Source organism: Parapedobacter flavus, assembly GCF_035818675.1.
In the GTDB taxonomy this organism is placed as follows: Bacteria; Bacteroidota; Bacteroidia; order Sphingobacteriales; family Sphingobacteriaceae; genus Parapedobacter; species Parapedobacter flavus.
Genome location: NZ_JAYKZZ010000001.1, coordinates 389,061 through 414,918, shown reverse-complemented (window position 1 = coordinate 414,918; position 25,858 = coordinate 389,061). Strand labels below are relative to the sequence as shown.

Annotated in this window: 20 protein-coding genes; 6 read left to right on the top strand and 14 right to left on the bottom strand. The window is 51.0% G+C overall.

Annotated features, from left to right (window positions below):
- Positions 1-438 precede the first annotated feature (438 nt).
- The 6 genes from U9S71_RS01725 (at position 439) to purE (ending at position 5,436) form a co-directional block, all read left to right on the top strand.
- Positions 439-1,128, top strand: a complete 690-nt coding sequence (locus U9S71_RS01725) for a zinc metallopeptidase (protein ID WP_326324758.1) — start codon at positions 439-441, stop codon at positions 1,126-1,128.
- A gap of 116 nt (positions 1,129-1,244) precedes the next feature.
- Complete coding sequence (gene ffh / locus U9S71_RS01720) at positions 1,245-2,585, top strand: signal recognition particle protein (protein WP_326324756.1); 1,341 nt, start codon at positions 1,245-1,247, stop codon at positions 2,583-2,585.
- A 23-nt stretch (positions 2,586-2,608) separates the two neighbouring features.
- Positions 2,609-3,208 carry an NADH-quinone oxidoreductase subunit A gene (locus tag U9S71_RS01715; protein WP_326324754.1) on the top strand — a complete coding sequence of 200 codons (600 nt, stop codon included), beginning with the start codon at positions 2,609-2,611 and terminating at the stop codon, positions 3,206-3,208.
- Positions 3,205-3,708 carry an NADH-quinone oxidoreductase subunit B gene (locus U9S71_RS01710; protein ID WP_326324753.1) on the top strand — a complete coding sequence of 168 codons (504 nt, stop codon included), beginning with the start codon at positions 3,205-3,207 and terminating at the stop codon, positions 3,706-3,708. Before U9S71_RS01715 ends, U9S71_RS01710 begins: the two co-directional genes overlap by 4 nt.
- Positions 3,709-3,735: 27 nt before the next feature.
- Complete coding sequence (locus U9S71_RS01705) at positions 3,736-4,878, top strand: 5-(carboxyamino)imidazole ribonucleotide synthase (protein ID WP_326324751.1); 1,143 nt, start codon at positions 3,736-3,738, stop codon at positions 4,876-4,878.
- A 54-nt stretch (positions 4,879-4,932) separates the two neighbouring features.
- Entirely contained in the window at positions 4,933-5,436 is a 504-nt protein-coding gene (gene purE, locus U9S71_RS01700; protein ID WP_326324750.1) for a 5-(carboxyamino)imidazole ribonucleotide mutase, read from the top strand.
- Positions 5,437-5,445: 9 nt separating this feature from the next.
- Here purE and U9S71_RS01695 read toward each other — a convergent pair whose 3' ends face one another.
- From U9S71_RS01695 to U9S71_RS01630, 14 genes are all read right to left on the bottom strand, one after another.
- Positions 5,446-5,841, bottom strand: coding sequence for a hypothetical protein (locus tag U9S71_RS01695; RefSeq protein ID WP_326324748.1), 396 nt, complete (start codon positions 5,839-5,841; stop codon positions 5,446-5,448).
- 44 nt (positions 5,842-5,885) lie between these two features.
- On the bottom strand, positions 5,886-8,003 hold the full coding sequence (locus U9S71_RS01690; RefSeq protein ID WP_326324746.1) for a PVC-type heme-binding CxxCH protein: 2,118 nt from the start codon (positions 8,001-8,003) through the stop codon (positions 5,886-5,888).
- Between the two features lie 19 nt (positions 8,004-8,022).
- Complete coding sequence (locus tag U9S71_RS01685) at positions 8,023-9,384, bottom strand: neutral/alkaline non-lysosomal ceramidase N-terminal domain-containing protein (protein ID WP_326324744.1); 1,362 nt, start codon at positions 9,382-9,384, stop codon at positions 8,023-8,025.
- 182 nt (positions 9,385-9,566) lie between these two features.
- Positions 9,567-10,853 (bottom strand): enolase C-terminal domain-like protein, encoded by a 1,287-nt coding sequence (locus tag U9S71_RS01680; RefSeq protein ID WP_326324743.1) that lies wholly within the window; start codon positions 10,851-10,853, stop codon positions 9,567-9,569.
- A gap of 118 nt (positions 10,854-10,971) precedes the next feature.
- Complete coding sequence (locus U9S71_RS01675) at positions 10,972-12,036, bottom strand: dihydrodipicolinate synthase family protein (RefSeq protein WP_326324742.1); 1,065 nt, start codon at positions 12,034-12,036, stop codon at positions 10,972-10,974.
- Positions 12,037-12,097: 61 nt separating this feature from the next.
- Positions 12,098-13,117, bottom strand: coding sequence for an NAD-dependent epimerase/dehydratase family protein (locus U9S71_RS01670; RefSeq protein ID WP_326324740.1), 1,020 nt, complete (start codon positions 13,115-13,117; stop codon positions 12,098-12,100).
- Positions 13,118-13,123: 6 nt separating this feature from the next.
- Positions 13,124-14,356, bottom strand: coding sequence for an Nramp family divalent metal transporter (locus tag U9S71_RS01665; protein ID WP_326324739.1), 1,233 nt, complete (start codon positions 14,354-14,356; stop codon positions 13,124-13,126).
- A 42-nt stretch (positions 14,357-14,398) separates the two neighbouring features.
- Complete coding sequence (locus U9S71_RS01660) at positions 14,399-16,318, bottom strand: hypothetical protein (RefSeq protein WP_326324738.1); 1,920 nt, start codon at positions 16,316-16,318, stop codon at positions 14,399-14,401.
- A gap of 52 nt (positions 16,319-16,370) precedes the next feature.
- Positions 16,371-17,489, bottom strand: coding sequence for an alpha/beta hydrolase (locus tag U9S71_RS01655; protein ID WP_326324736.1), 1,119 nt, complete (start codon positions 17,487-17,489; stop codon positions 16,371-16,373).
- 11 nt (positions 17,490-17,500) lie between these two features.
- Positions 17,501-20,638: a heparinase II/III domain-containing protein gene (locus tag U9S71_RS01650; RefSeq protein ID WP_326324734.1), complete on the bottom strand. Its 3,138-nt coding sequence runs from the start codon at positions 20,636-20,638 to the stop codon at positions 17,501-17,503.
- Positions 20,638-22,386 (bottom strand): amidohydrolase family protein, encoded by a 1,749-nt coding sequence (locus U9S71_RS01645; RefSeq protein ID WP_326324732.1) that lies wholly within the window; start codon positions 22,384-22,386, stop codon positions 20,638-20,640. Before U9S71_RS01645 ends, U9S71_RS01650 begins: the two co-directional genes overlap by 1 nt.
- 47 nt (positions 22,387-22,433) lie before the next feature.
- Positions 22,434-23,834 carry a hypothetical protein gene (locus tag U9S71_RS01640; protein ID WP_326324730.1) on the bottom strand — a complete coding sequence of 467 codons (1,401 nt, stop codon included), beginning with the start codon at positions 23,832-23,834 and terminating at the stop codon, positions 22,434-22,436.
- A gap of 3 nt (positions 23,835-23,837) precedes the next feature.
- On the bottom strand, positions 23,838-25,193 hold the full coding sequence (locus U9S71_RS01635; protein WP_326324728.1) for a DegT/DnrJ/EryC1/StrS family aminotransferase: 1,356 nt from the start codon (positions 25,191-25,193) through the stop codon (positions 23,838-23,840).
- Between the two features lie 59 nt (positions 25,194-25,252).
- A complete protein-coding gene (locus U9S71_RS01630) occupies positions 25,253-25,852 on the bottom strand; it encodes a DUF4468 domain-containing protein (protein WP_326324726.1) in 600 nt (199 codons plus the stop codon).
- Between the last annotated feature and the right edge of the window lie 6 nt (positions 25,853-25,858).

Genomic DNA, 25,858 nt, shown 5'->3' with positions numbered 1-25,858 from the left:
TGTAGGGGCTAAGCTAATCCATGGAGGGGTTGAGCCATCCGTACTCCGGTTTGGGCGAATCCATGTAGGGTTTAAGCAAATCCATGTAGGGGTTGCGCGTTCCGTACTCCGGTTTGGGCGAATCCATGTAGGGGCTAAGCTAATCCATGTAGGGGTTGAGCCATCCGTACTCCGGTTTAGGCTAATCCATGTAGTGGTTGCTAATCCGTGCAACTTTGTCATTATAATTACTTAAACCTCCCGACGGATTTGCAGGCCAACAACGATTTTTTTATATTCGTAACGACCGTAAAACGTCATATCGTCAGCGATAAGTGTTCGGTATGTTTTTTGTCCGGCTAAGTGAGTAAGTGGTCTGTGAACGTGTGAGTAAAATTAGGGATCGTAGCACATAGCGGGCAAAACAGCAAAAGGCAAACAGCAACAAAGAAAAATATTATGATCAGTTATTGGATTATTTTTGGCGGTATCATGCTGGTGAGCATGATCGTGCAGTGGCGCTTCAAGAGCAAATTCAAGAAGTATTCGGAGACCCCGCTCAGCAGCGGGATGACCGGTAGGGACGTGGCAGAGAAAATGCTACACGATAATGGCATTTACGACGTACAGATCGTTTCGGCACAGGGTCGGTTGAGCGACCATTACAACCCCGCCAACCGAACGGTAAACCTGAGCCCCGAGGTATACAGCGGTCGTAGCATTGCCGCGGCAGCCGTGGCAGCCCACGAATGCGGCCACGCCGTGCAGCACGCCAAGGCATACTCCTGGCTGCAGTTCCGCTCGGCGATGGTGCCCATCGTGAGCGTAGCTTCCAACATGGTTACGTGGGTATTGATGATTGGTGTGTTGTTGATGATATTCATTAATAATCCATATGTACTGGCAGTCGGCGTGGCCGCACTAGCCATCACCACGATTTTCTCGTTCGTAACGCTGCCCGTTGAGTTCGATGCGTCTAAGCGTGCATTGGCGTGGCTCGACAATAAAAACATTACCCACAGCAGCGCAGAGCATGCTGGGGCAAAAGATGCCCTTTGGTGGGCAGCAATGACGTATGTGGTGGCAGCCCTGTCATCATTGGTCACCCTACTCTACTACGCCAGCATGCTGCTGGGCAGAAGGGAGTAACGATTTTTTTCAAAGCAAGAGGTTAGAAAGGTCCGTCCGCCCTTGGGGTGGGCGGACTATTTTTATAACAGATTTCGTACCTTTGCACCTCGTTCCATTTTATTTTACAACTGACGATGTTTCAGAACCTACAGGATAAGTTAGATAGGGCCTTCAAGGTATTAAAAGGCCAGGGAAATATTACCGAGATCAACGTTGCGGAGACCATGAAGGAAATCCGCAAGGCATTGCTCGATGCCGACGTGAACTACAAAACCGCCAAGGCGTTTACCGATGAGGTGAAGCAAAAGGCACTGGGCCAGAATGTGCTGACAAGCATATCCCCCGGCCAATTGCTCACCAAAATCATGAACGATGAGCTGACCGAACTGATGGGCGGTTCCACCACGGAACTGGATGTCAGCAATAACCCCACCGTCATCCTCATCGCGGGGCTCAACGGGGCGGGTAAAACCACCTTCTCGGGCAAGCTGGCCAAATACCTCAAAGAAAGCAAAGGTAAAAAGCCGCTGCTGGTAGCAGGCGACGTATACCGGCCGGCAGCTATCGACCAGCTCGAAGTGCTCAGCCAACAGGTGGATGTGCCGGTATATACCGACAGGGAATCCAACGATCCCATCGGCATTGCACAAGCGGGTGTTGCCGAGGCCAAGCAAAAAGGGTACAACGTAGTTATCGTGGATACCGCCGGCCGCCTCGCGATCGATGAAGCCTTGATGAACGAAATATCGGCGGTAAAAGACGCGACGCAACCGCACGAAATCCTCTTCGTAGTAGACGCCATGACCGGCCAGGACGCCGTCAATACGGCCAAAGCCTTCAACGATCGGCTCGACTTTACCGGGGCGGTGCTCACCAAACTGGATGGCGATACCCGCGGCGGCGCCGCCTTGTCGATCAAGTCGGTGGTCAACAAACCCATCAAATTCATCGGTACGGGCGAAAAGATGGAAGCACTCGACGTGTTCCACCCCGACCGGATGGCTTCGCGGATATTGGGTATGGGCGACGTAGTATCGCTTGTAGAGCGTGCCCAGCAACAGTTCGACGAGAAGGAAGCGGCCGAGCTGCAACGTAAAATACGGAAGAACAAATTCGACTTCAACGACTTCAAGAGCCAGATCCAGCAGATTAAAAAGATGGGCAACATGAAGGATCTCATGGGGATGATACCCGGTGTGGGCAAGGCGATGAAAGACGTGGAAATCGACGACGACGCATTCAAACCCATCGAAGCCATCATCAACTCCATGACGCCTTATGAACGGGAGAACCCCGACGTGATCGACCAGAGACGCCGGACACGTATTGCCAAAGGATCGGGTACGGAATTGGTGGAAGTCAATAAGCTGATGAAGCAATTCGGCGACATGCGCAAGGTGATGAAACAAATGTCTAACCCGGCAGCCATGGCCCGCATGATGAAGGGCACACCGAAAATGCCGATGGGGAGATAATAAAAAATCACTACCTTTGAATCATGGATGACCCGGCGCAGTTAACCGAATTCGGAAAAATACTCCTCATCGGAGTGGCGGGTCTCTTATTGGTATTATTCACCTTACTGCTGGGCCGTATCCTGTCGCCCAAGAAACCCACCCCCGAAAAACTGAGCACGTACGAATGTGGCGAGGAAGCAGTAGGCAATGCATGGATACAGTTCAATCCACGCTTCTATGTCATTGCCCTGGTTTTTCTGCTGTTTGACGTGGAATTGCTATTCATCTTTCCCTGGGCAACCGTATTCGGCCAGCCGGAGCTGATTGCTGCCGACGCGCGCTGGGGCTGGTTTGCGCTCATGGAGATGACATTATTCGTGGGCATTCTGATCATTGGCTTAGTATATGTTTGGAAAAAAGGCGATCTGGAATGGATTAAACCCCGGCCGGTGACACCGCACGTTGACGTAAATATACCCGTATCGGCATACGATCGGCTGAACAGCGGTCAATACCGTGTACGGAAATTCAGTCCCCATAATGTAACCCCGACTGCGGAGAAAACGACACCTGTTGACGATGCACCGAAAAAGCCGGCTTTCAAACCCAAATTTAGAAAACCCGGAACGACACCATCATGAGTATCGACAAACAATTGGAAAGCAACGGCGTTGTCATCGCCAAACTGGATGACCTGCTCAACTGGGCCCGGCTATCGTCCATGTGGCCCATGAGCTTCGGTATTGCTTGCTGCGCTATCGAGATGATGGGTGCCATGGCTTCTACCTACGATCTGGACCGGTTCGGCGTGTTCCCACGTCCCTCGCCACGGCAATCTGACGTGATGATCATTGCCGGTACCGTCACCTTCAAAATGGCCGACCGCATCCGTCGGCTCTACGAGCAGATGCCGGCCCCCAAGTATGTCATCTCCATGGGGTCGTGCTCCAACTGCGGCGGCCCTTATTGGCAACACGGCTACCATGTGGTCAAAGGGGTAGACCGCATCATCCCCGTAGACATCTATGTACAGGGCTGCCCGCCGCGGCCCGAAGCGCTCATCGGTGCTTTCTTGGAATTACAGAAAAAAATAGAAACGGAACATCTAGTAGGCGATAAACTGCAATCGACACACGCATAACCTTCAACGTATATTTCAATCTTCATCATGGCAAAAGATTTTTATGGCGAACTGAAATTGGGAATCCTCGGTGGCGGGCAACTAGGCCGCATGCTCATCCAGGAAGCCATCAATTTCAATGTAAACGTACACGTACTTGATCCCGACAAAAACGCGCCCTGCCGTAACCTCAGCAACCAGTTTGTACACGGTGCCCTGGATGATTTCGACACCGTGTACGCATTCGGAAAAGGGCTCGACATGGTGACCATCGAAATCGAAAAGGTAAATGTAGATGCCCTCGAAAAGCTTGAAGAAGAAGGCGTAGCAGTGTATCCGCAGTCGCGCGTAATCCGTTTGATACAAGACAAAGGGCTGCAAAAGCAGTTCTTCAAGCAAAATGAAATCCCAACAGCGCCGTTTCAACTGATATCGTCGAAAGAAAACTTAGCAAATGCGACGATACCCCTACCGTATATCCAAAAACTCCGAAAGGATGGCTACGATGGCCGTGGAGTAAAGAAAATCACCAATGAGGCCGATATCGAAAACGCTTTCGAGGCACCGAGCCTCGTGGAGCAATGGATCGACTTTGAAAAGGAGCTGGCGATTATTGTGTCGCGGAACGCAGATGGTGACGTCGCCGTTTTCCCATGCGTGGAAATGGAATTCAACCCCGAAGCCAACCTCGTCGAGTTTCTCATATCGCCTTCCACCCTATCTTTCGATATCCAACAGCGGGCGGAACTGCTGGCCAAGAAGATTGCCGAAGACCTGCAGATTGTGGGTCTGCTTGCCGTGGAACTGTTCCTGACCCGTGATGGCCAGTTGTTGGTCAATGAGCTGGCCCCGCGGCCGCACAACAGTGGTCACCAAAGCATTGAGGGAAACTTCACCTCCCAATTTGCGCAGCACCTACGGGCCATCTTCAACCTTGCCCCCGGCAATACGGACATAAGGACCAATGCCGTGATGGTGAACCTGCTGGGCGAAGCGGGCCACGAAGGGCTAGCGCACTACGAAGGGATTGAGGATATTTTAGCGATGGAAGGTGTGTATTTACACCTATACGGCAAGAAATTCACCAAGCCCTTCCGCAAAATGGGCCATGTGTGCATCGTCAATGAAGATCGTGAGCAGGCCATTGCTGTTGCAAGGGAAGTGCAGCAGATACTGAAGGTGGTGACATGATAGGCGATAAGGGATAGCTCGTATAAAAAACAAATAGCGAAAGGCAACTAACGAATGGCAACAAAAACAACAATACCAGAAGTAGGCATCATCATGGGGAGCAAGTCGGACCTGCCGGTTATGCAGGATGCCGTAGAGATACTGAAGTTGCTGGGTGCGCGCGTGGAAGTATCCATCGTATCAGCACACCGCACACCCGACCGGATGTACGACTATGCGAAAAGTGCAGCTTCCCGCGGACTGAAAGTGATCATCGCTGGTGCCGGGGGTGCGGCCCACCTTCCCGGTATGGTAGCATCACTCACCCACCTGCCCGTCATCGGTGTGCCGGTAAAATCGTCCAACTCCATCGACGGGTGGGACTCGGTGCTCTCCATCCTGCAGATGCCTAATGGCATCCCCGTAGCTACCGTAGCGCTCAATGCCGCAAAAAATGCGGGCATCCTAGCCGCCCAGATCCTAGCGGTGGCTAACGAGCAACTTACACAAAATTTACTGGCCTACAAAGCCGAATTGGCAAAGAAAGTAGTGGAAAGTGCGAAGGACCTGGAGGCGTAACTACAGGTATCAGGATTGGCGGGGCGCCCAGTACGTGCAGGTCCCCGTGGGCTCTATCGGCCCTGTAAAGAGCGTACATCCCCCACATGTTTCCGTTGAGCGCGGCGGTAGCCACAGATTACAATGCTGGCATTGGGTTTCCTCGCTCGGCGACGTCTTTTCGTAGCCCAGTCGTTCCCTGATTTCATAATCGGCTTCAGTCAACTTCGAAAAGTCATCGCAGTTACCACCGAACCTACTGGTAGCGCCGTTATCGGCCGTGTCGGCGCCGGCGGATGGAGCAGACGCCGCTCCTTCCTTTTGTCCTTTGCCCCCTCCACATGCCACCAGCATCGGCAATCCGCCGCCCAACAACACCCCAGCGGATAACAGCCGTTTTAAAAAAAACCTTCTGTCCTTTTTCATCGTCATCGTTCTATTACGTACCTGTTATTCGTTACGGATCTCAGCTATTCTTTGGCGAGTAACGCCTCACGCGCCGACTCCACGGCGGGCTTATTCACCTCCGATACAGCAAGCCGGTCGAGATCGGCAGCTAAATTCCGTTTTTGCTTTTCGTCTAATGCCGCTTTTTTAATCCCGTTGGCGAAGCCCCGTACGATGGCCGCTTCGTATCCTTCATCGCTGACTGGGAATGTGCTGAATAATTGGTTATGCTCAGCCACATCACTGCGGGCCGCAATGACGTAGGCAAGCTCTTCAACAAACTTTTTATGGCCATCATCACCCTGCTCAAAGAAGTCCGTATGCTGCAACTGGTCGTAAACAGCATATGAAGAACCCGCGTGGGAACTTAGAATGGCTTTACGGAACCACGCATCATGGCCATATTTAGCGCCCAATTTAGCCAGGGCGCCCACTATTTCGGGCGTTTGACCAAATTGCCCCAAACTAAGCGCCACTTGAAAGGCAACATACGCTTCATCGTCGTCGGCCAACGCAATTACTGAGGGCAGCAACGACGGATACCGTTCCGCCAAAATAACCCCATGCCGCCTTATTTGGCCATGGTCGTCCAACAATGCCGCCGCCACGAGGTCCGGCGACAACGCATCCAGCCCTTCCAACGTATACAGTGCATGCAAGCGCGTGCGGGGGTCATCGTGTGTTTCAAAGAGACCGGTCACTTGATCAATGACAGACACATCTTGCCTTTCTACGATTAATTTCTGTGCACTGGTCCTCCACCATTGATCGTGGTGGGTCAATATATCGACTAGCTCCGACGTGGACTTGCCTGTCAATCCAGGCTTGGCCAACTCAGGACGCTTCCCTTTTGGATAAATGCGGTATATACGTCCCAATTCCTTTCCATAAAGAAAATCCATATCTTCTTTTAAGGTATCGGGGATCGACACCGGTGTTTCGATATGCTGCCTGTACATGTCTACCACGTAGAGTGCTCCATCGGGGCCCACCGTTGAGCTGGTCGGTCTGAACCAAGGGTCGGTCGACGCCAAAAATTCCTTTTCCACACCCTCGGGCGCACGTTTTGCCGTCAAAAACGGACCTTCCTGGGTGTAATCGATAACGTCGCGGTGAACCAGGTTCAACGCTACCTCAGCCGTAAAAATGTTGCCGTAATACGCGTCGGGGAATAGTCCGGCATTATACATCCGCCCTCCGGAAGCGCCAGTGAAATGGCCGAAGACATGCTCTACCCGATCGAGGCCTGCCTCATCATATTGCTTTTGCCTACCCTCGCTACGCTCAACACGCCAATAAGGGGCCTCACTGATATTGTAGGCTGTTAAATCGTTTCCGTAGATATTGGCAACAGCACCGTAAGTAGGCATAAAACTATGCCGGTACAGGTACCGCGCAGGTATGGGGGCTGTTTGCAGGTGCAACGTGTTCTGCGTAAAAAAGCGATGGCCCCAGTCGTCTAACGTGAGTCCAAATTGACCCAACCCCGATTCTACCTCAAACAGGTTGCGGTCAAGCCTAAACCGGAAGTCTTTCCCCCCCACGGGAATCGGCGCCAAGTCGGGCCTTCTGGTGAACGTTACTTCGCCCCGCTGGCCATTATTATTCATGTAAATCCAGTTGTCCACACCATACCGGAAGCTGGTGATCTGGGCTTCTGAGTTGTTCTCAAAAAATCCGGTGAACAAGACTTCGGTGGAGTCTGCCTTTCCGTCGCCATCCGTGTCTTTCAGGTATAGGATATCGGGAGCCGCCGCGACCAATAGCCCACCATCATATGGCATCATACTCGTGGCATCCGCTATCCCTTCTGCAAATACGATGGCACTATCGATAACGCCGTCGCCATCGGTATCTTTGACTAACTTGATAATGCCCAGTCCGTCCCCTTCCTCCGGCTTGTACGGGTAATCGCCCATTTCTACCACATAAGCGTTGCCATCTTCGTCAAACAGCAGTTCGATTGGGTCTGAGATATAAGGCTCTGAAGCAAATAACGCGATCTCAAAGCCGTCCTCAATCTCAAAGGCTTCCAGCGCCTCCTCAGGCGAAAGCGACTCAGCATACCGTGGCTGCTCCCCACAGCCGATTAAGAAAGACAGTGCACCGATCCCTACGATGTAAAATAATCTCGAATTCATATAAAAAATGTTAACAATTCTACTTGAGGTCTGCCGCAACTTGGTCGCAGACCGAATAAATCAGTGATTCGATACGGGGGTCCCACAGCGAAGGCAAACCATACACCTTTTGTGAAGAGTCGCCTTCGTATCCACCCTCTTTAAGTATCGTCGCCGACGGAATGTAAGCCATCACATCATTACTGTAAGCGAACACAAAGGAATCCCACCCGTATTTTTTCTTCAGGTTAATGCCATACTCCACGACGACTTCTCCACCGAGATTGAACAACAACTGGTCGCCCAACTTCCATGCCTGCACCGGATACGGATATGAGGTTTCGAGCTTTTCGCCCCGGTCGAGACGACCGATCAAGCGGTTGGCCCACCGGGAAAAATAGGTTTTGTTTCCGTCTTTCTCAATAACCGCGCGCAGGTCATCCTTCGAGGGGGCGGGAGATAACGGCAGATCCACTTCCTGATAGGCCGTTTTCAACACCGGCTGGAGTTCTTTCATCTGATCTTCCTGCAACACCCTAACTACTGCGGCACACAACTCTTTTCCATACTGTTGGGCCAACGCAACGGTCCGGCGCGGTAGCGGGTTTTGGTCGGCCGAAGCGCCCTGAAAGAAGAGCGCTATGGCACCCTTATAGGTCTTTTCCAGTGCCAGCTGGGCATAACCGGGGTAGTCGCCCGACCATTCATAGCCATCCAGCGTGGTCGGGTGGCAGGCATAACTAAACAGCAGGGCTTTCACCTTACCTTTCCGATCAGCTACCTTCATCACGGGCACGGCATAGTCGTTCGGGCCGTTGTAATCGGTGAGTCGATACAGCTCGCCCGAATTGTTATTGCGGCGGTTCACCTGGAAACGCGATATCCCGATGCCGGCATAGATTTGCACCGGTTCTAGGTTCTTGAACGCCTGGGCAACGAGGCCAACAATGCGCGCTTCCAGCCATTGTGTATACTGGTCTATCCGGGTTTGTTCTTCCGGGCCATACGGATAAATATCAACCAGCGCGCCGGTCAGTACAGGGCCAGAATGGGTATGGCTGCCGTTTAATACGATATCGGCATCCGCAAGGCCGTACCGGTCGCGCAATTGCTGCTTAATGACCAATGACAACTGACGTGTAAATCCCAGCAAATCGGTGGCCACCATAACCGATTGCTTACCGTCCCGATCCTCAAGGACAATCGCTTTGGCCCACAGCTCATGCTGTTTACCTTCAGCTGGTTTTGTCCGCGCCGCGTAGCCAGCCATCCACATCGGTTCGCTGGGCGTAATGACGACCTTGGCGACCCCCGCTTTCCAGCTACCTTCCTGTACGGGTGCGGCGAGGAGCCCGAAAGGGCAAGCCATGGCCAGCAAATAGAACATCAAGCATCTTTTCATATTCGTACTTTTATGATGGTTATTTCATCTGTTTATGTTGTATATTGCCGGACACCGACCTCAAAACCGATTAAAACACGCAATAATACCGCTAATTTATCAATATTAATTATAATCAGAACATTATTTACGAAAACGTGCAAAATTAACGTACAGGTATTTCCGCAGGTAATCCTTCTTTTTCATCGGGTAAACATGGCCTGGTAATGCGGCAATGGCAGGAACAGGCCACCGCTTTTTTCATAAAATTCATCACCAAGCTGGAATTTTCCTGCTTTCTGCGCTGTCCATGGAGCCCCATACATCGGGTGGTATCGCTGCATGGTTTGCCAATTCACATAGTTACTTGCACCGTTGGTCTCCATCAATACCATTCCTGTTTCGGGGAAAGGCTGCAACCTCGCGGCAAAATTCCTATGCCATTCGAGCAAGACAGGATTGATGGTTAGGTCTGAGCACGAACAGGGCACGTTATGGCGGTGGGCGTATTCGAGGATCTTAAGCGTTTGACTTAACGTCTTGGCTACGCTTTTAAGCACAATTGCTTGGTATCCCTGTTGGATCCGGCGCTCGGCACTGGCCACGTCATACACACTTTCATCTGCCGCTACCCGCACGCCAAGGTCGCCCATATAATCATCGTTGTCTTCCGCCATCGGTTCTTCGTAAAATAAAATCTGACCGAGGGCACCGATTTTTTTCGCATAATCCAGGTATTGCACGAATGTTGCCTTGGTTTCGTACCGACCATTGGCATCCATCGTGTAAATCAACCGGCCATCATCGGTTTCCTTCGTGCGCACATCTTTCAGTAAATCGTGGATATCTTTCAACCGTTTTTTATCCCCTTCCAGCATCGTTTTTTGATCGCCGGGATACCCGGTTTTAATTTTGAAGATGAAGTAGCCGTCGCTCACTGCCTGCATAATCTGCTCGGCGGGCATATCGTAAGAAACCTGGAACATGATCCCGATCCGGTCATTGCGATAGCCCAATGCGGGTCTATATGTTTCGGGAATCATGCTGTCGTAGTCTGTATAACCGTTTTCGGCAGCATAAACCAGCCATATCGCATTGTCGGCGCTCACTAGGGCATTGTAAACGAAGTTAGGATTCAGGTCGGCCTTCGCGGTAAGTACTTTGGCCTCCTCGAACAATACTGGGAATATCCGATCCAACAGCTCGATCGGTGACTGGAACGTGGTTTGCCGCATCAGCTCCAGTGCTTTGTTTGTAACGAGGAACATCAACGCATTTCCGGCTGCCTCATTGTTCATGGAAAACAGGTCGGCGTCGCCATACAGAACGCTTTGCGTGGCAATCCCTATCCCGCTATGGCCCGATGCCGACTGGATTCGGGAAACGGCCTGCCACAACTCGGTCAGGTATCCCCCTTTGAAACCAAACGGAAAGCGCAGCGGTTCGCGCTCGAAGCCACTGTCGGTTTTCACAATCTGAATGTTCTTCATGGTATCTTCTGATTTTGCTTGGCTCCAATTGCCCACAAAGGGAGCAGAGACCATCGATGTCGTTAATAATCCAGCAGTTTTCAAAAAAGTCCTCCGATCAACCATTATACGTCCTTTCTTATGAAACCTGGTCTGTCGCCAAAAAATCCCTGACAAAATCGTCGTCGGTCAATTCGGGGTACGCGCGGGCCACCCGGCTTATCTCATCGGCCTGTCCCGGTGATAGCGCCTCATTTTCGTCCAAACACCAGATCCCCTCCAATAGTCCTTGCCGTCGCAACACTTCGTGGATGCCCGGAATACAGCCGTGAAAGTGATGAGCGGGGTCGAAGATGGCCGCATTCATATCGGTAACCTTGGCATTTATCGCTAGGAAATGATCGTAATCGATACTACCGCTCTTTTTCGCAGCCTTGATGGCTGCCAACAGTCGAATCGATGCTTGTGTCCAGACCGCCCAATGGCCCAATAACCCGCCCACAAACCCTTTCCTAACCTGCCCTCCGTCCACATCGAAGGTGTATGTTGTCAATAAATCTGCTACGATGTTATCATCATTGCCGGTGTATAGTGCAACGTCATCGCGGCGATTCGAATGTGCAACGGCTCTGACGACATCAAGCGTCTGGTAGCGGTTAAAAGGAGCGGCTTTAATGGCCTCGACCCCCGGAATTTCTGCGAATTCCTTCCAAAACCCATAGGAAAAAATACGCCCTCCCACACTGGGCTGTAAGTAAAACCCCAAAACCGGAATGACCTGTGCAACGGCCCTGGTCCGATCCAAGATCTGTTCCTCCGTCCATCCCTGTAGGCCACCCATGCTCAGCAACCCCATATCGTACCCATACTTCAGCGCTAATTCCGCCTCTTTTACCGCTTGTTCCGTTGGTCCACAAAGTCCGGCGATCAGTAGATAAGTACTCGCAACACCTGCCTTTTTTACTTCGTCGGCCGCTAAGCTCAATACCGGCTCCAGTAAACCAATCTGTGGATCGCGAATCGCAAATTGCGTGCTATGTACGCCTACTGCAATACCTCCTGTTCCACTCGCCATATAATAACGGGTTAGGCGGCGTTGCCTGAACTCATCCAATTGCCTGTGGCTATCCAATGCCAACGGATGTGCCGGAATAAACGTCCCATCGTGCAACAAAGCGTGTTTATGTCGTGATAATTTACTCATTTTGTATTTGTCCTCAGCTTAAACTCATCAATCAATTGGAAGCTTTCGGGGCTTCCGCGCATTAAAACTTCCCGGCACGTTCCTGAAAGTGTGTCGGCTTTTCTATCAATTCTCCGCCCGCTACCAGCCATTGGTAGATCAGCTCGATCATCTGTTTCAATGTCACCCGCGGATAGCCGAACAAGCGATGTGCTTCTGACGCATTGCTAAGCAATGCACTATCGTGAGGCTGTCCCTCGAAAATCGGCTCTTTGCCAAACAAAAGTCCAAATTGGTATGCCAGCCATTTGACAGATGCCGTTTCGGGCCCTGTAACGTTCAGTAGTTTGGCAGGCGTTTGACAATGCAACAGGGAACGTAGCGCAATCTCATTGGCATCTCCCTGCCAGATCACATTCACGTGCCCTGTACGTAAGTCGATGGGCTGGCCGTTCTGGACCGACTTGGCAATTTCCAATAAGACGCCGTACTTGAAATCCACGGCATAATTCAGTCGGTATATCAGCGTGGGAATATCGTATTTCTCGGAAAAATACTGGAATATCCGTTCCCTACCTAAACAGGACTGCCCGTATTCGCCTATGGGCTCTGCGGGATGCTCTTCGGAATATCCATTTTGTGAAAGCGGCGAAAAGGGATAAACATTCCCGGTCGAAAACGCGACAATACGAGCGTTACGGTATTTTTCAGCCACCCGCCCGGGCAAGTACGTGTTCATCGCCCATGTAAACGCTTCTTTACCCGTCGTTCCAAATTTCTGGCCGGCTAGGTAAATCACGTTCGGCACCTCCGGCAACGCCTGTAACGCCGCATCATCCAACAGGTCGGCCGAGAGGGTTTCTATTCCTGCAGCCTCCAAATCAGCCTTGGTCGCCGGATTCGAAAACCGTGACACTCCGATAATCCGCTTCTTGACCCCTGTCGCCTCCACTGCCCGTTTTGCAACCTTTGCCATGGAAGGCCCCATCTTGCCGGCAACACCCAACAACAGGATATCGCCATCGATTTTAGCCATATCTGCCACCAACGCCTCCGAAGGCGCTAAAATTTCCCGTTCCAAGGACGCTAACTTTGACATCATTTTATATTACTTTATAAATAATTCGTTCACATTATATATGGCAAGCAGCACCAGCACAATCAATCCTGCCAATCCCGCCGCTTTAGAAAACCCACGGTTAACGTATTCCCCCATGATCTGCTTATCACTGGAGATCAAATACATGAATAGCCCGATAAACGGCACCAGGAAAATGGTCACGCTTTGTGCAAAAACGATGATTTCCAATGGCGGGCGTTCATAACCAATCGCTACAAGGGCACCCACCAACATCACCAGAGCAATAAGTGCTTTCACCGAAAAGGAGTCTAATACACTCCCCAACCCTAAACCATCGGACAACAGCGAGCCGCCGATAGTGGCATTACCCACTAACGAAGAAAATGAAGCTCCAAATAACCCCACCAGAAACAGTTGGGCGGCATAGTTACCAAACAGGGGCTCCAAGGCAAGGGCCATATCCGAAGCTTTCTCCACCGCTATTCCCTGGGGGTGCAACACCGCCGCCGCGCAGATCATAACCACCGCACTCATCAGCCCCAAGACGATCATCCCCACCAAACTGTTTTGGCCATCTTGCCGTAAATCGGGACTGATTCGTTTTCTGGCCTGGACCAGATACGATTGGTAAAACGCGCCCACAATTGAAAAACAGGACGCAAAAAAAGCGATAACCAAGCCAAGCGAACCGGCCGGCACCGAGGGAGTTGTAAATCCGCTTATGATACCTGCAATATCGGGTTTAGACAGGAACATCGTCGTTAAGAACGCAAACAGCATCAGGCCAACAATGGCAATCATCAATCGTTCCAGCATTTTATAGAAATTCCGGAAAAACAACAGCACGAAGCCAATCAGGTTGAACAAAACAATCCAGATGGCCGGCGACGTCTTCGTGGCTTCTCCGATCGAAATCCCAACACCTACGGAGTTGCCCGCCTGGAAAGATGTGGCCACCAGGAATATCCCGATACCGATCAATATCGCAGCCCACTTACCGAAGCGGTCCCTGATGGTACACAGTAGGGACTGATGGGTAGCCAGCGCTATCCGCGATGCCATTGCCGTAAAAATCACCATAAAGAAAATGGCTACAACGATAACCCACAACAAATCGTAACTGTACATGGCCCCCATTTTGGAGGTAATGGTGACCTTACTGGGGCCAAATACGATGGCCGCGGTAACAAGGCCCGGTGCCAATGCCAAAAGCCAGCGTTTGAAAGGGGACGTCGTATACTTTTTTTCGTGGGTATCCATAAGGCGATTAAAAAATCCAAAAAATCAAAACTCATTAAGGCACTATAATCCGTAGCTGTATAAACGGGAATCGCTAATATAATATATTCTATTGTTTAAAAAGCCTCCCCCTGCACGGATTGGCAAGGGTGGGCGGGCGATTTCGTTAATCGCGTAAGATTGATGGTCTACCTGGGCAATAGCCTGGTGGAAAAGAATATAGGTGTTCTCTCCTTGGCCCTTCACAAAAACCCGGGGAGATTGCTCCGCCACCGTACGACCGAACTCGTGCGAAATATCTTTTTGGTAAATCACGTTTTTACTAGCGGGGTCAAACACGAAAAATATTTTCCCATTGACAAAACCATACACCTTACCGTCGGCCCTCGTCGTCAAATCGGTATAGGTCTGCGCGCCGGCGATAACCGCACTTTGCCATTCGACCTCCTTGCTATCTTTATCGATAATATACAGTCTTGCCAAGTTGGCTTTCTTCTCTCCCCCGGTACCGGGCGCTGTGGTAGTTCCGACTAATATTTTACCATCATCCAAAACAGTCAAACTCATCACGGACTGATTGGGCACCAACTCGTTATCTGTCATCAGTACATGTTCATCGGTATCCAGGTCATAAAACAGCAACCCGCCACCCGTATAGCCATAATCAGGTGTACCTCCCATGATCACCGTTTTGCCGTCGGGATGTGCCAAAACCCGATGGGGGCGATGTATAACAGGGCTGCATGAAACCAATAACCTGGGATTGGCATGGGGGTCACCCCGCTTTGCACCGGTATATGGTTTCTCCGTATCCCAAACGATTAAGTCACCTCTCGGGTAGGATGCAAAAAACGCATATTTTCCATGTGTTGTCAATGCGTTATACTGACCGTAAGCCGCATCGTGCCCCCATTCGCCCGTTGCCACGGCATATTCCAATAAACGCATCGGGAATGCGCTTCCACCAATGATGGATTTTTTATCCGGCGATGCCGCGATACCCATCACCCATGTTCCCTCCGTATCATAATCAATAGCTACAGTCTGGTCTTCCTTGCCACCAGGATTGGTAATTGTTAGTTTTCTATTGACCAAATCAATACCACCCACACGCTGCCCATTGGGAAAGGCTAATACACGGAGGGCTTGAGAACCCGTAATAATCTCCTTTTCATCCACCGTATGACCATGCCCGATCAGCTTGATCGTTCCCTGGTACAACTCATACCATGGTTCGTCTTGATTCCCAAGCGCCTTTCCGTACACTTTCCCATTGTTATCACGATATACATAGGCCATCCCCCGCTTGCGCTCTGTAGGCTGCAGCAAGGGCGTTACCGCCTTTGTTTCGGGATTCAACGCAATGATATGGCTATCGGTATTTCCTACGGCAAAATATACCCAACCCCGGTCGTCGGTGGCCACATACCGTTGGTATTGGGCCCAATTTTCTTTATGGACATGGCCATAATCCGTCAGTTCGCCGGTCTTCGGATCGTAGCAAACCACACCGCTATTGGGGTACGTGACTGACCAGATCCTGCCTTGATCATCTTCCGTCATGCCCATGGCCATACGGGGTGCCGTTTTATGGCTGAATGTAAATGCTCTTTTTTTAGGGTCAAATTCGACAAAGTTGCCGTTAAAAAGCGTGTATAACTTCCCTTGTGATGAAAACAGCGAAGAATAGGGGGCATCACCTCCGACATCAAAAGGCATGGGGAACGTTTCGCTTTTTCCCGTTGCCGCATCGATAACCAATAACCCATACCCTCCCCTCCGGTCAAATAGCCACAGCATGACGATATTTCTCCCATCACCGTCTACAGTCGCGACAATCCCCCGGTCGTTTGAAAAAGGGGAGGCGACGCCATGTTCCAAAAACTGGCCCTCTCCCGTAGAAACGGACATGCCCCCATCTTTCAGACCGGTAACAAAGGGTGTCATACCCACGAAAAGAAGCGCTAAAGTCAGTCTATTCATCACTCGTTATTTATCGGTCCATTTATTCATTTTACTCAAAGGCAACCCGGCCTCACAACGGTCTTTCTACATGCAATATACGGTCAATGAATTCGAATGCTTCGAACCGTACCGTTACAGGAAAATCATGTCCGGCGTCAGGGTAATTGACCCGTAAGTTGTTTCCCGCGTCGTATAATTGGTAGACCTGGGAAATTCGGCTGATACCCAGCCTCACCCCTTCCACACTGAAATTAGCATCATTGACCGGCGCGTTCGAATAAAATGCCCGGGGTGCAATCGCTGAAATCGCTTCATCAAAATCAAATGGTATCCTCGCCGCATCCAAACCGTAACGGTCTCGCATCAGGGGCATATATCGATCCTGGGCCCAAGGGCCGAGTTTTCCTCCGTATCGTTTGGTACCCGCCTCGCCGATATCGTAATAATCGAAAAGGGTCCAGCCGCAACTGGAGACGACCACTTTTAGGCGCTCGTCGAAAGCCCCGACGAAAATGGCGTTGTGCCCTCCCAGAGAATGACCGATCACACCGATCCGCTCGGGGTCAACCTCTTCCAATCCGACCAACAGGTCTACCGCCCGCATGTGGTTGAAGATGCCTTTCATCGTTCCTGACACGTAGCGATCCGACAAAAAATCATGGTCGCTTAAATCGCCAAAGCTCGGATAATCGGGGGCGATCACCACGTAACCCCTTTCGGCGAGTTCCCTGGCGTGGGCACGGTTGGGTAGCCGGCTCTCACCATCCACCAACCGCTTCCCCGGTGCGCCGGTGCCATGCAGTACGAGCATTGCGGGCAACGGAGATTTTCTTTCCCGTGGGTCGGGGATATATAGAAAGGCCGTGGCCCACTCATCGGGAGCGGCGAGAAACCGGATATGGAACAGGGTATATCCGTCCCTCTTTTCCTGCGAGACGGTATCCACCAACGGCGTGCCCAATTCCGACGTGGCAGGCAGCAGGCCCATCACCAGTTGCATGCGCGTCCGGATTTGTTCCCGCTTTTTTTCCCAATCGGCTGTCGTGCGGACCTCCTTCACAACGCCCTCATCATCAATATACGTCAATAAGCCCAAATGTTGGGGCACCATGGACCAGCCAAGCCAAACCATCGAGAAAATCAGGATGACCAAGATACAAAACCGGAACATGTGCGTCGAAACCATCATTTACGGTGACTTTAATTGAAATTTTCCTGCTCCTTGTCGTCCGTTTGCCATGAAAACACGGTTTTAAACGTCACGGTATCCCCTTTCCATATATTGGCTATCCATACCTTATCGGCTTCATCCGGGGGGCTGGAAAAACCATCTGCGAGTTCGACATGCTTTCTCCCCGCTTTTACGACCTGACCAATGGGGTTCAGATTCGCATCCAAAAGCGTGGTACCGCCATATTGATGAAAAAAATTCAACTCCGTGTCCGATGTAAGGCTATGATCCTTAACCGTAGCCACACCGAAATACCCGACCAGGATATCGTCGTGCAGTTTTAACCGAAGGGTTTTCCCCGTTAGGTCGGCCACGTGGGCAGGGTGCACCGTGGTGCGGTAGGGGTTGGTGAAATGATAGATGCCATCGAAACCCGTGGAAACGTCCTCCAAATCGCCCGAAACCAAATCTATAAGCACTTCATTATCTGCGAAGTTTACCGCTCGAATCTTCCCCTGTATCGGGTGGTCCGTAAACGTGTCGCCCCCTACTTTCAAGTACGTGCCATCTGTAAAGTAAACCCGTTGGAGCTTATTTTCCATGTTGAAGGTCACAACCGCGGTATTGGCATCGGTCTCTATACCATATTCCCGTATCGTCTTGATGGTGTTTACCGTATCTCGCACAATCACATCCACATGTTGTTGGCGTGTCACGGCCAGGGCTGTGCCGTTGCCTCCCGTCAGCGCCAACCGTTCGGCGGCCTGTATAAACGGGCGGTGCTGATACGTTTCAAATACGCCGATGAACGTGCTGTTTAACGGTGTTTGTTCCCTGCTCTTTCTCCGGGCAATCATATACTTGAGCACATGGTTTTTTGCCCTAGGTTTGCCGTACGCATCGGCGATGTATACCTGCTGGTCGTTGTGCGGCATCATATGTATTTTCAACCGTGCGTTAGTATCGTTGACATGCTTGTATACCAGCGACGCTTCGCTTGCCGCCGCCTTTTGCACGTTGAATAAATACTGATATCCTGAACCCACATAGCCGTTATAGCCAATGGAGTCTCCTTTGCTTTCCAACAGCGAGTTATCATAAATCTCCCCCCAGCCGACATCGGCGCCAGCCAATGTACCGGGCTGTACAGCTCCCCACACATGATCCGTGAACACCACCTCACCCGGCGGCCCGTGCAGTGAATAATCATGTTGTTTTCCTCCTTGCACGTGGAAGAAATCGACCACGTAGGTCTGCCCATCATCGCCCGCTATCTGGACGAGGTTGCGCCGGTATTGGTTGGTTTGCCGGTACGCGGGGGACTGCGCATCGATGCTTTGGGCAAACTCCCCCTCCGAAAAATGATGGAGCGTACCTGGCAGATTCACACGCTGCCGTTGCTCGTCCACAACCACCGTATTGTGAGAAACCGTATTTAAAGACCAAGTATACACTTCCTTTACAAAACTGTTCATGGCATCGGGATAGCCGATATCCGGCATCATTTTCTGCCCGTTAGCAAACAACTCAAAATTGAGAAAATCCCAGTGGTAGTGTGCGTAATGCATGCCGTATGTTGTAGCCAGAGCCGACTCATCGCGTTTATTGTTAAGTATGCCGAACCCATAACCTGCAAAAAGCCTGGATTTGCTAGGGGGGAGTATCCGATTGCCCGAAGCCAATCCGGGAACATCGACGACCTCCCTGAACAACGATTCATACGTCGTGAAATATTGGTCGCGGGAAAGATTCAGCCATGAAATATAAGTCGAGTCGCCGATTGCGGCAAAGGCAGATTGGTAAGTCTCGGCATTCCTGCCGGTAACGTCCCCGAGCACATTTCCACCATCGCCCAATGCTGGCGTGTAGCGTCCGATAGCTAGTGTCTGGATCGGTCCATCCAGTAACCTTTTGACCTTAGGCAAGGCAAACAGATCAACGCCTTGTTTGTCCAACAGGTTGGCAATGATACCAATATACCTGATCCATAAAAAATTATACTGGGGCGATTCGAGTGGGAACCCATCTCTAAACACTTGGTTGTATAGTGCATAATTGATCCCCATCTTGCTTCTATTCTCCCCCGGCTCGTCCAGTATCATCCTGATGTATTTTTCAGGATCCGCATACTGGCGTGCCAACCCTACCGCCAACACCGCTCCCTGGTGCATTCCGAAATTGCCCAGCACCTTATTTTCCTCAAATGCCCGCAGGGCTTCTTCGAGGAAATTGGCTTCGATGTATTCGCGGATTTCCGGACCGGTTTTGCCCAAGTATTGTTGTAATGCCTCATTCCCGTCAATACTTTCCCACACGGCATCATAAGCCTCGGCCGAACGGAGTACCGTGCCCGTTTCCCAAATGGCGTTCACCACCTTGCCCCTGTATACGGAATTACGGGCTTTCATCATCTGGCCATACCGCGACTGCTCTTCATAGTTCATCGAAGGGTATACCTCGGCCAATCGGTGCAGCATCAATACAGCCTTATCCGCATATCGCTGATCGCCCGTTAACTGATATGCCCGGGCGAGCTTCTGTATCCCGGGTATGACATGGCGATGCCACACCCAGTGGTTCGCGTAGGCTACAAACCAATAGCGCTCACCATCTGGGGCCACCCACCCCCAACCGTCATCCACGTACTCGGTATCCCATCCAGCTTTTTGCTGGAATCCGCTTTTATAGTACGCAGCAAAATCATTGGAGGGAAACATACGTCCGTCGATGGGCGATTTCACCTGGAAGGGATGTTTTGGATCGACAATCCAAGGGTAGGCGCCCCCCACGGTAAAAACTTCCGAACCATGGATAGGGCATCCTTTAGCATTCAAGTCGAACGCCCGGGGTACCTGCGCACCGGCCATCACATCTACGATGTCCTGGTTCTTCCAGTCTACCCAATAGTCAGCGGCCTTAATGATCCTGTCGGCTATTCTTTTCGCGCCGGCATGGGTAGCTACGTGGTGCCTAGCCAAGGCTATTTCATCGTCGGAATAGAACATCCGGTCCGTTTTTAACGGAAATTGGGCCGTGCGCGGTGCAACCAACGCGAATGGTATGGTATCCAATTCAGCGTGTTGTTGTGCGTCTACCCCGGAAGAAATTCCAAGCAACAGTCCGACAACAACGAGCTGGATATTTATTTGCTTTACGGCGTAATTCATTACCCTTTTTTTGTCCTGAAATTCTCGGGGATGTTATATACGGGCATCTCTTCCAATTTGGGCTTGATCACATGCAGGGCATTTCCACCAAGCAACTTCTTTTTCACTGCCAGGGGTAATCGCGTAAACACCGCCCAGCCCAACTGCTGACGCGGATCACGCATAGGTAGATCTGACCCGTATAAAATCCGGTCTTCCCCTGCTCCTTCGATCAGGTACTCGATGATACCTAGATACACGGTGGTTAACGTAATTTCTGCGTATACATTTGGATATTTATTCATGGCCTTTATCGCCATGTCGGCCAACCTGAAGTTGCTGCCTGCGTGGGCGATCACCCAGCGGACATTGGGGTATTTTGGTGCGAGTGTCTCTACTTCTTGCAAATCCGATCGGGTATTATGCAATAAGCCATACAACTGGTGTTCATTGCCATACTTCCACCAAATATCATAGGACGGATCGTGGTAAGGAACGCCATAATGGACATAGGGCTTCATACCGATAAAGCGCTTGTCTTTATATACTTCGGGGATCATGACGGCCAGCTCTTCTTGGGTATAATGGACCGGATCGAAATTCGCCAACCCCCAATAGCCGGGAGGTGCCGCATCCAAGGCTTGCGTGGCGGTTACGTTACCGCCCTTGGAGTCGACACTAACTACTCCATTCCAGCTCATAATCCCTCCGCCGCAGTACCCCAGCCGTTTCACCAGTTCGAAGACGCCGCTGGGCCCGCCATTGTGCATACGGTAATGCCATCCGGTACCATTGAGTCCTTCGTGTAACATGTGCATATGCATATCGATGATCGGTGTGGGCACTGGTTTTCCGTGGCGCACGGCGCTCATCAGGATGTCTTCTGATTTGTTCTCCCGGATAGCGGGTGGGCGTTGCCCATGCAGAAGACGGATTAGGTTGCCCCCGGCGATTTTGTCTCTGGCTTCTTTGGGAATGGCAGCATAGTCCACGTAGGTACGGTGGGCACCGATGGACATCGTAGGCGCATTAGACGCATAGACCAGTTGATCAATATAACCATCGGCATACAGGGTTTCAAGCCCCTCATTGATCTGGAAATTATCAAAACTGATATGCAGACTCTTGTAGACCCCCAGCATGGGCAACAATGTGCGCTGGGCGGACCAGTACACCCCTGTCAGCAGTATCGGAAGATCGGCATGTGTGTTGAGTAACTCCTTGATACCGCCAAGCCCGCCAAATTCATCGGCACGGACAATCGTCAATATCCGATTGTCTCGCAGCCAATTGAGCAATTCGGATGCCTCAGGTGTATGCCAATCCCAGTTATTGCCTGCGGGATGTACCGTTACGGCGCGAACATCATGCTCCTTCATCAGCCGCCCTAGTTCCGCAGGTGCGGGAAATTCCCCTGTGTTTGCTGGCATGAGATTCCATACAGCAAAAAGATAGGGGTACGGTTTGAGCATTTTACTCAGCTCAAGGTTGGAGTACATCGGGTCATAGGTTACAGAGAGCACCGATGCCACGAGTGCACCGGAAATGGAACAGTGCCCCATTTCTTCTACCAAATGTTTCAGACTCCACCGTTCCGCCGGATGTTTATTTCGCTTGGGGCCAATATTGGTAAACCCGTCAAAAAACATCAGTGGCTCCTCGTTGGCGGCCCACGCCGGCACCGGCAATGAATTGGCAAGTGCAAGTCCCATACCGGCCAATGCGCCATTTTTTATAAAGTCTCTTCTAGAATGTCGATTCTTAATCATTGATTTTTTGATTCTGATCTATCGTTTATCTGCTTATTAACGTGCGGTCAATCTTTCAATAGCTTCTCCATTGCCGCCATCATTACCTTTTCGGCCTCTGGCGTGACACCCGATGCCGGCCCAGCTTCGTAGCCTCCTTCCTCATAGGCCGAGGCGGGACAGATATATCCCGGACCATAGTCGCCATACCCAGCCACCGCTACAAACAAATCTTCCCGCATCTTTTTGGCAGCAAGTTGGAACGCCACCAACGGTTCGCCAGGAAGATGTAATATCCTGGCGCGCCCCAGCTTGAGGCACGAAAGTGGAATGAACAGCCCCCGTTCCTGCCGTTTGGCAAGCACCAGTTTATATACATTGTTGGCCAGGAAAATAGGGTTATGGTCGGCCAGTTCGTCTTCAAGAGCAATGGCCGTCTGTGCAATGGGCAACTTCAGCGGGGTCGATGCCCAGCCGATGTCGCTGGGCGTTAGCGGGCTCCGTTCTGTATTTTCCCAAGCGCGTTCCATCCCTGCGGCTAGTCGTTTCGCCAATTCAAGCCGGTTAGCCTTTGACCCGTCGTTGTATTTCCCTGCCGTGATATCGCCACCCGCGCCATTGAAATGCACATGCAGTGCTTCGGGCACCGCCATTTGCCGCATGAACCGGGCAATCCCCGGAAAATCAGGATTGGCCGTACCCGTACGGTAATAGCTCTGCGGATGGCAGGCATAATAGCTAAGTACTGCGACTGGCTTATCTTCGTCCCAAAAACTGATCAACGACACCTCCGGATCAATAATCCCTTCAGGATAGGCCCTGATGTCTGCACGTGCGGTAGCTGATGTACGGCTGATGGTCGCCTTGCCATGCTCATCGAGAATGCGTCGGTTGGATGCGACTTGATGTACAAACGATGACCCCAAGCCCACGTGAGTAACCCGCTGGGGGTGCTCCATGGCTTGTTGAACCGCACGTTCGAGCCGTTTCAGCACTTGGCGCGCAAAGGTTCCTTCATAATTAATCGGGTCCAGTCCTTTGGAGAGCAACAACGCTTCGGCCCCGAAATCACAGGTAGGTGCATCGTGCTGGTGCACGGTGTGGACGGCTACACGGTCGGGTGTCGTGCCGGCTGCGAGCGCCAAAACACGCTTGAACTCATCCTGCCCCTCATTGGCAATCCCTATCCAATCTACCGAGCATAGTACGATGGGGTCCCCCGCCCCCGAAATGACAACTCCTCTTGCCCGGAGCCCCATATCCCATGTATGGGTCATCACATCGTAGGTGAGATAGCTACCCACCGGTGGGGTGGCATCAACATCAAATGTGCTAACCGATACAAGATCAGCTGATGGATGAGGTGGAATGAGCGAATCGCCGGGTTGGGAAAAAACAGGTGTAGACATCAAGGCCGTCACTGCAAAAAGCAGCGTGATCCTTAACCATGAAATAATGATGTATTGCATTGTTTATACCTTTTTCAATGATGCTCTGTTTTCGTACACTTTGATGATGGCGTTTACAATATCATCCATATCACTCCGGCTACCCAGTAGTACGCCCGACGCCCAGAAAGCAATCAGTGTCTCGTCGGTGATTTCATCGCACTTGGGTAGATATAATGCTTCCCGATAGTCCTTCAGCCGTTGGTCACTAAAAAACTGCTGATACACACGTTGCGCCAGAATGGTATCCACCCAGCTGTCTTTATGCAACCCTTTTCGTATATATGATGTGAAGGGAACCCCTTCTGCCTGTATCGCCTTTAGGAACTGGCTTCGCTCCAATCCATCAAAGAAAGCTTTATCGTACCGCATCGCATAATTGTAATAAGCGCCACTTTCTGTGCCGGGGTATTGCTTTTGAGGAATAACACCCTGAAAGTCTTTTAACTTTTCGTTCAAGTACTCCGCATTCGAATTCCGGGTTTCAAAGCGTTCCTTAACCTTGTCCAATTGGCCCATTAATATGGCACCTTCAAATTCGTTCATACGGTATTTTGGACCTATCCGTTCGTTGGCACCTGCCTTAGATGTACCCCGATTCTGCACGGTGTAACATTCGTCCATCAATCGCTCATCATTCCCTACGATTGCTCCACCTTCACCGGCAGCGATAGACTTGCTCGCCTGAAAGCTGAAACATCCTAAATCACCGATCAATCCAACAGCCTGGCCCTGGTACTTCGAAAACGGAGCTTGGCAGGCGTCCTCGATGACTTTTAGACGATGTTTCCGGGCAATGCCCATAATCCGCTCCATATTGGCCGGTAACCCCATGATATGTACCGGCATGATGGCCTTCGTATTCGCGTTGACAGACCGTTCTACCTCATCAGGGTCGAGCTGGAACGATTCGGGGTCCAGATCAACCAATACCGGCAATGCGCGGCTCGTCAAAATAGCCGAGATGGTACCGAAATCGGTGTACGGCGAAGTGATCACTTCGTCTCCGGGACCAATATTCAACGCTTCTATACAGGTACTGAGCGCTTGGGTGCCCGAGCCGGTGCCCACGCAATATGCCGAACCGATCAGTTCTGCAAACCGCTTCTCGAAAGTAGGTACTGTACCCGTCTTGGATTGTATCCTGCTCCAAATCCCACTTTTGGTTGTTTTGACGATGCTTTCGACCATCTTCTCATCCACAAATGGCCATCGTGGCCATGTTTTGTTATGGCGTATTGCCGTGCCACCCAATACCGCCGGTTTACTGGCATCTTTAGAAAAACCCGATGCATATATGGGCAATGCTGATGTGGCAAGGGCGGCAAGTGTTCCATGCCCCACTTTTCCAATAAACTTTCGGCGACTAAACTCTTTCATCTGTATCCTTTCTTGAAAATGCTGCTTGTAATTTGGTCATTCGTTCTTCGGCGTCCCTTTCAACCCTTTTCGGAAAACAGTACATCCAAGTCCCGTACAATCCCATTTATTCGTTCAATCGATGATTCGGCAATGCGCTTTGAAGCGTTCTTTATCAGAATTAATTTGTACTGATTGCCCAATATAATATCTTCTGCCGAGTATTGCGGTATATCTAGCTTACGTTTTGAGACCTCCTGGGCTTCGTAATATTGCTTCTCTACATACAGGATGTCCCAAATAAGCATGGTCCACCCTCCATTCTTGTATTGTAAACTCAAATCGTAAGTCATATACATGCCGACAGACTGCAACAAACTTGCGCTAATGTTAATATAGTCTGTTATCCTGCACCGGATATGGTTATCGTTATTCACGTAAACCGTACCCGTGTGTGGCTTTAAGACGTCGTTCAAATATAAACTTACCCTGTTCCGTACCGTCGCCTGGTCCATATCCGTCACAAACTCGGCTTGGAATACGATTTTCCCATTGACCACCGGAATGGAATCTATCCCGAATGGCGCAACCTGTGCACTTACCCTCCAAGCAGAAACAAGGAGGGAGAAAATGAAAAGCCATCGTTGTGAGCACTTCCGCCAAGTGGGTGAAAATCGCATTATCAT

Excerpts from the sequence above, each read along its gene's own strand:
- U9S71_RS01725 (WP_326324758.1), top strand. The coding sequence starts at position 439 with ATGATCAGTTATTGGATTATTTTTGGCGGTATCATGCTGGTGAGCATG.
- ffh (WP_326324756.1), top strand. The coding sequence starts at position 1,245 with ATGTTTCAGAACCTACAGGATAAGTTAGATAGGGCCTTCAAGGTATTA.
- U9S71_RS01715 (WP_326324754.1), top strand. The coding sequence starts at position 2,609 with ATGGATGACCCGGCGCAGTTAACCGAATTCGGAAAAATACTCCTCATC.
- U9S71_RS01710 (WP_326324753.1), top strand. The coding sequence starts at position 3,205 with ATGAGTATCGACAAACAATTGGAAAGCAACGGCGTTGTCATCGCCAAA.
- U9S71_RS01705 (WP_326324751.1), top strand. The coding sequence starts at position 3,736 with ATGGCAAAAGATTTTTATGGCGAACTGAAATTGGGAATCCTCGGTGGC.
- purE (WP_326324750.1), top strand. The coding sequence starts at position 4,933 with ATGGCAACAAAAACAACAATACCAGAAGTAGGCATCATCATGGGGAGC.
- U9S71_RS01695 (WP_326324748.1), bottom strand. The coding sequence starts at position 5,841 with ATGAAAAAGGACAGAAGGTTTTTTTTAAAACGGCTGTTATCCGCTGGG.
- U9S71_RS01690 (WP_326324746.1), bottom strand. The coding sequence starts at position 8,003 with ATGAATTCGAGATTATTTTACATCGTAGGGATCGGTGCACTGTCTTTC.
- U9S71_RS01685 (WP_326324744.1), bottom strand. The coding sequence starts at position 9,384 with ATGAAAAGATGCTTGATGTTCTATTTGCTGGCCATGGCTTGCCCTTTC.
- U9S71_RS01680 (WP_326324743.1), bottom strand. The coding sequence starts at position 10,853 with ATGAAGAACATTCAGATTGTGAAAACCGACAGTGGCTTCGAGCGCGAA.
- U9S71_RS01675 (WP_326324742.1), bottom strand. The coding sequence starts at position 12,036 with ATGAGTAAATTATCACGACATAAACACGCTTTGTTGCACGATGGGACG.
- U9S71_RS01670 (WP_326324740.1), bottom strand. The coding sequence starts at position 13,117 with ATGATGTCAAAGTTAGCGTCCTTGGAACGGGAAATTTTAGCGCCTTCG.
- U9S71_RS01665 (WP_326324739.1), bottom strand. The coding sequence starts at position 14,356 with ATGGATACCCACGAAAAAAAGTATACGACGTCCCCTTTCAAACGCTGG.
- U9S71_RS01660 (WP_326324738.1), bottom strand. The coding sequence starts at position 16,318 with ATGAATAGACTGACTTTAGCGCTTCTTTTCGTGGGTATGACACCCTTT.
- U9S71_RS01655 (WP_326324736.1), bottom strand. The coding sequence starts at position 17,489 with ATGATGGTTTCGACGCACATGTTCCGGTTTTGTATCTTGGTCATCCTG.
- U9S71_RS01650 (WP_326324734.1), bottom strand. The coding sequence starts at position 20,638 with ATGAATTACGCCGTAAAGCAAATAAATATCCAGCTCGTTGTTGTCGGA.
- U9S71_RS01645 (WP_326324732.1), bottom strand. The coding sequence starts at position 22,386 with ATGATTAAGAATCGACATTCTAGAAGAGACTTTATAAAAAATGGCGCA.
- U9S71_RS01640 (WP_326324730.1), bottom strand. The coding sequence starts at position 23,834 with ATGCAATACATCATTATTTCATGGTTAAGGATCACGCTGCTTTTTGCA.
- U9S71_RS01635 (WP_326324728.1), bottom strand. The coding sequence starts at position 25,193 with ATGAAAGAGTTTAGTCGCCGAAAGTTTATTGGAAAAGTGGGGCATGGA.
- U9S71_RS01630 (WP_326324726.1), bottom strand. The coding sequence starts at position 25,852 with ATGCGATTTTCACCCACTTGGCGGAAGTGCTCACAACGATGGCTTTTC.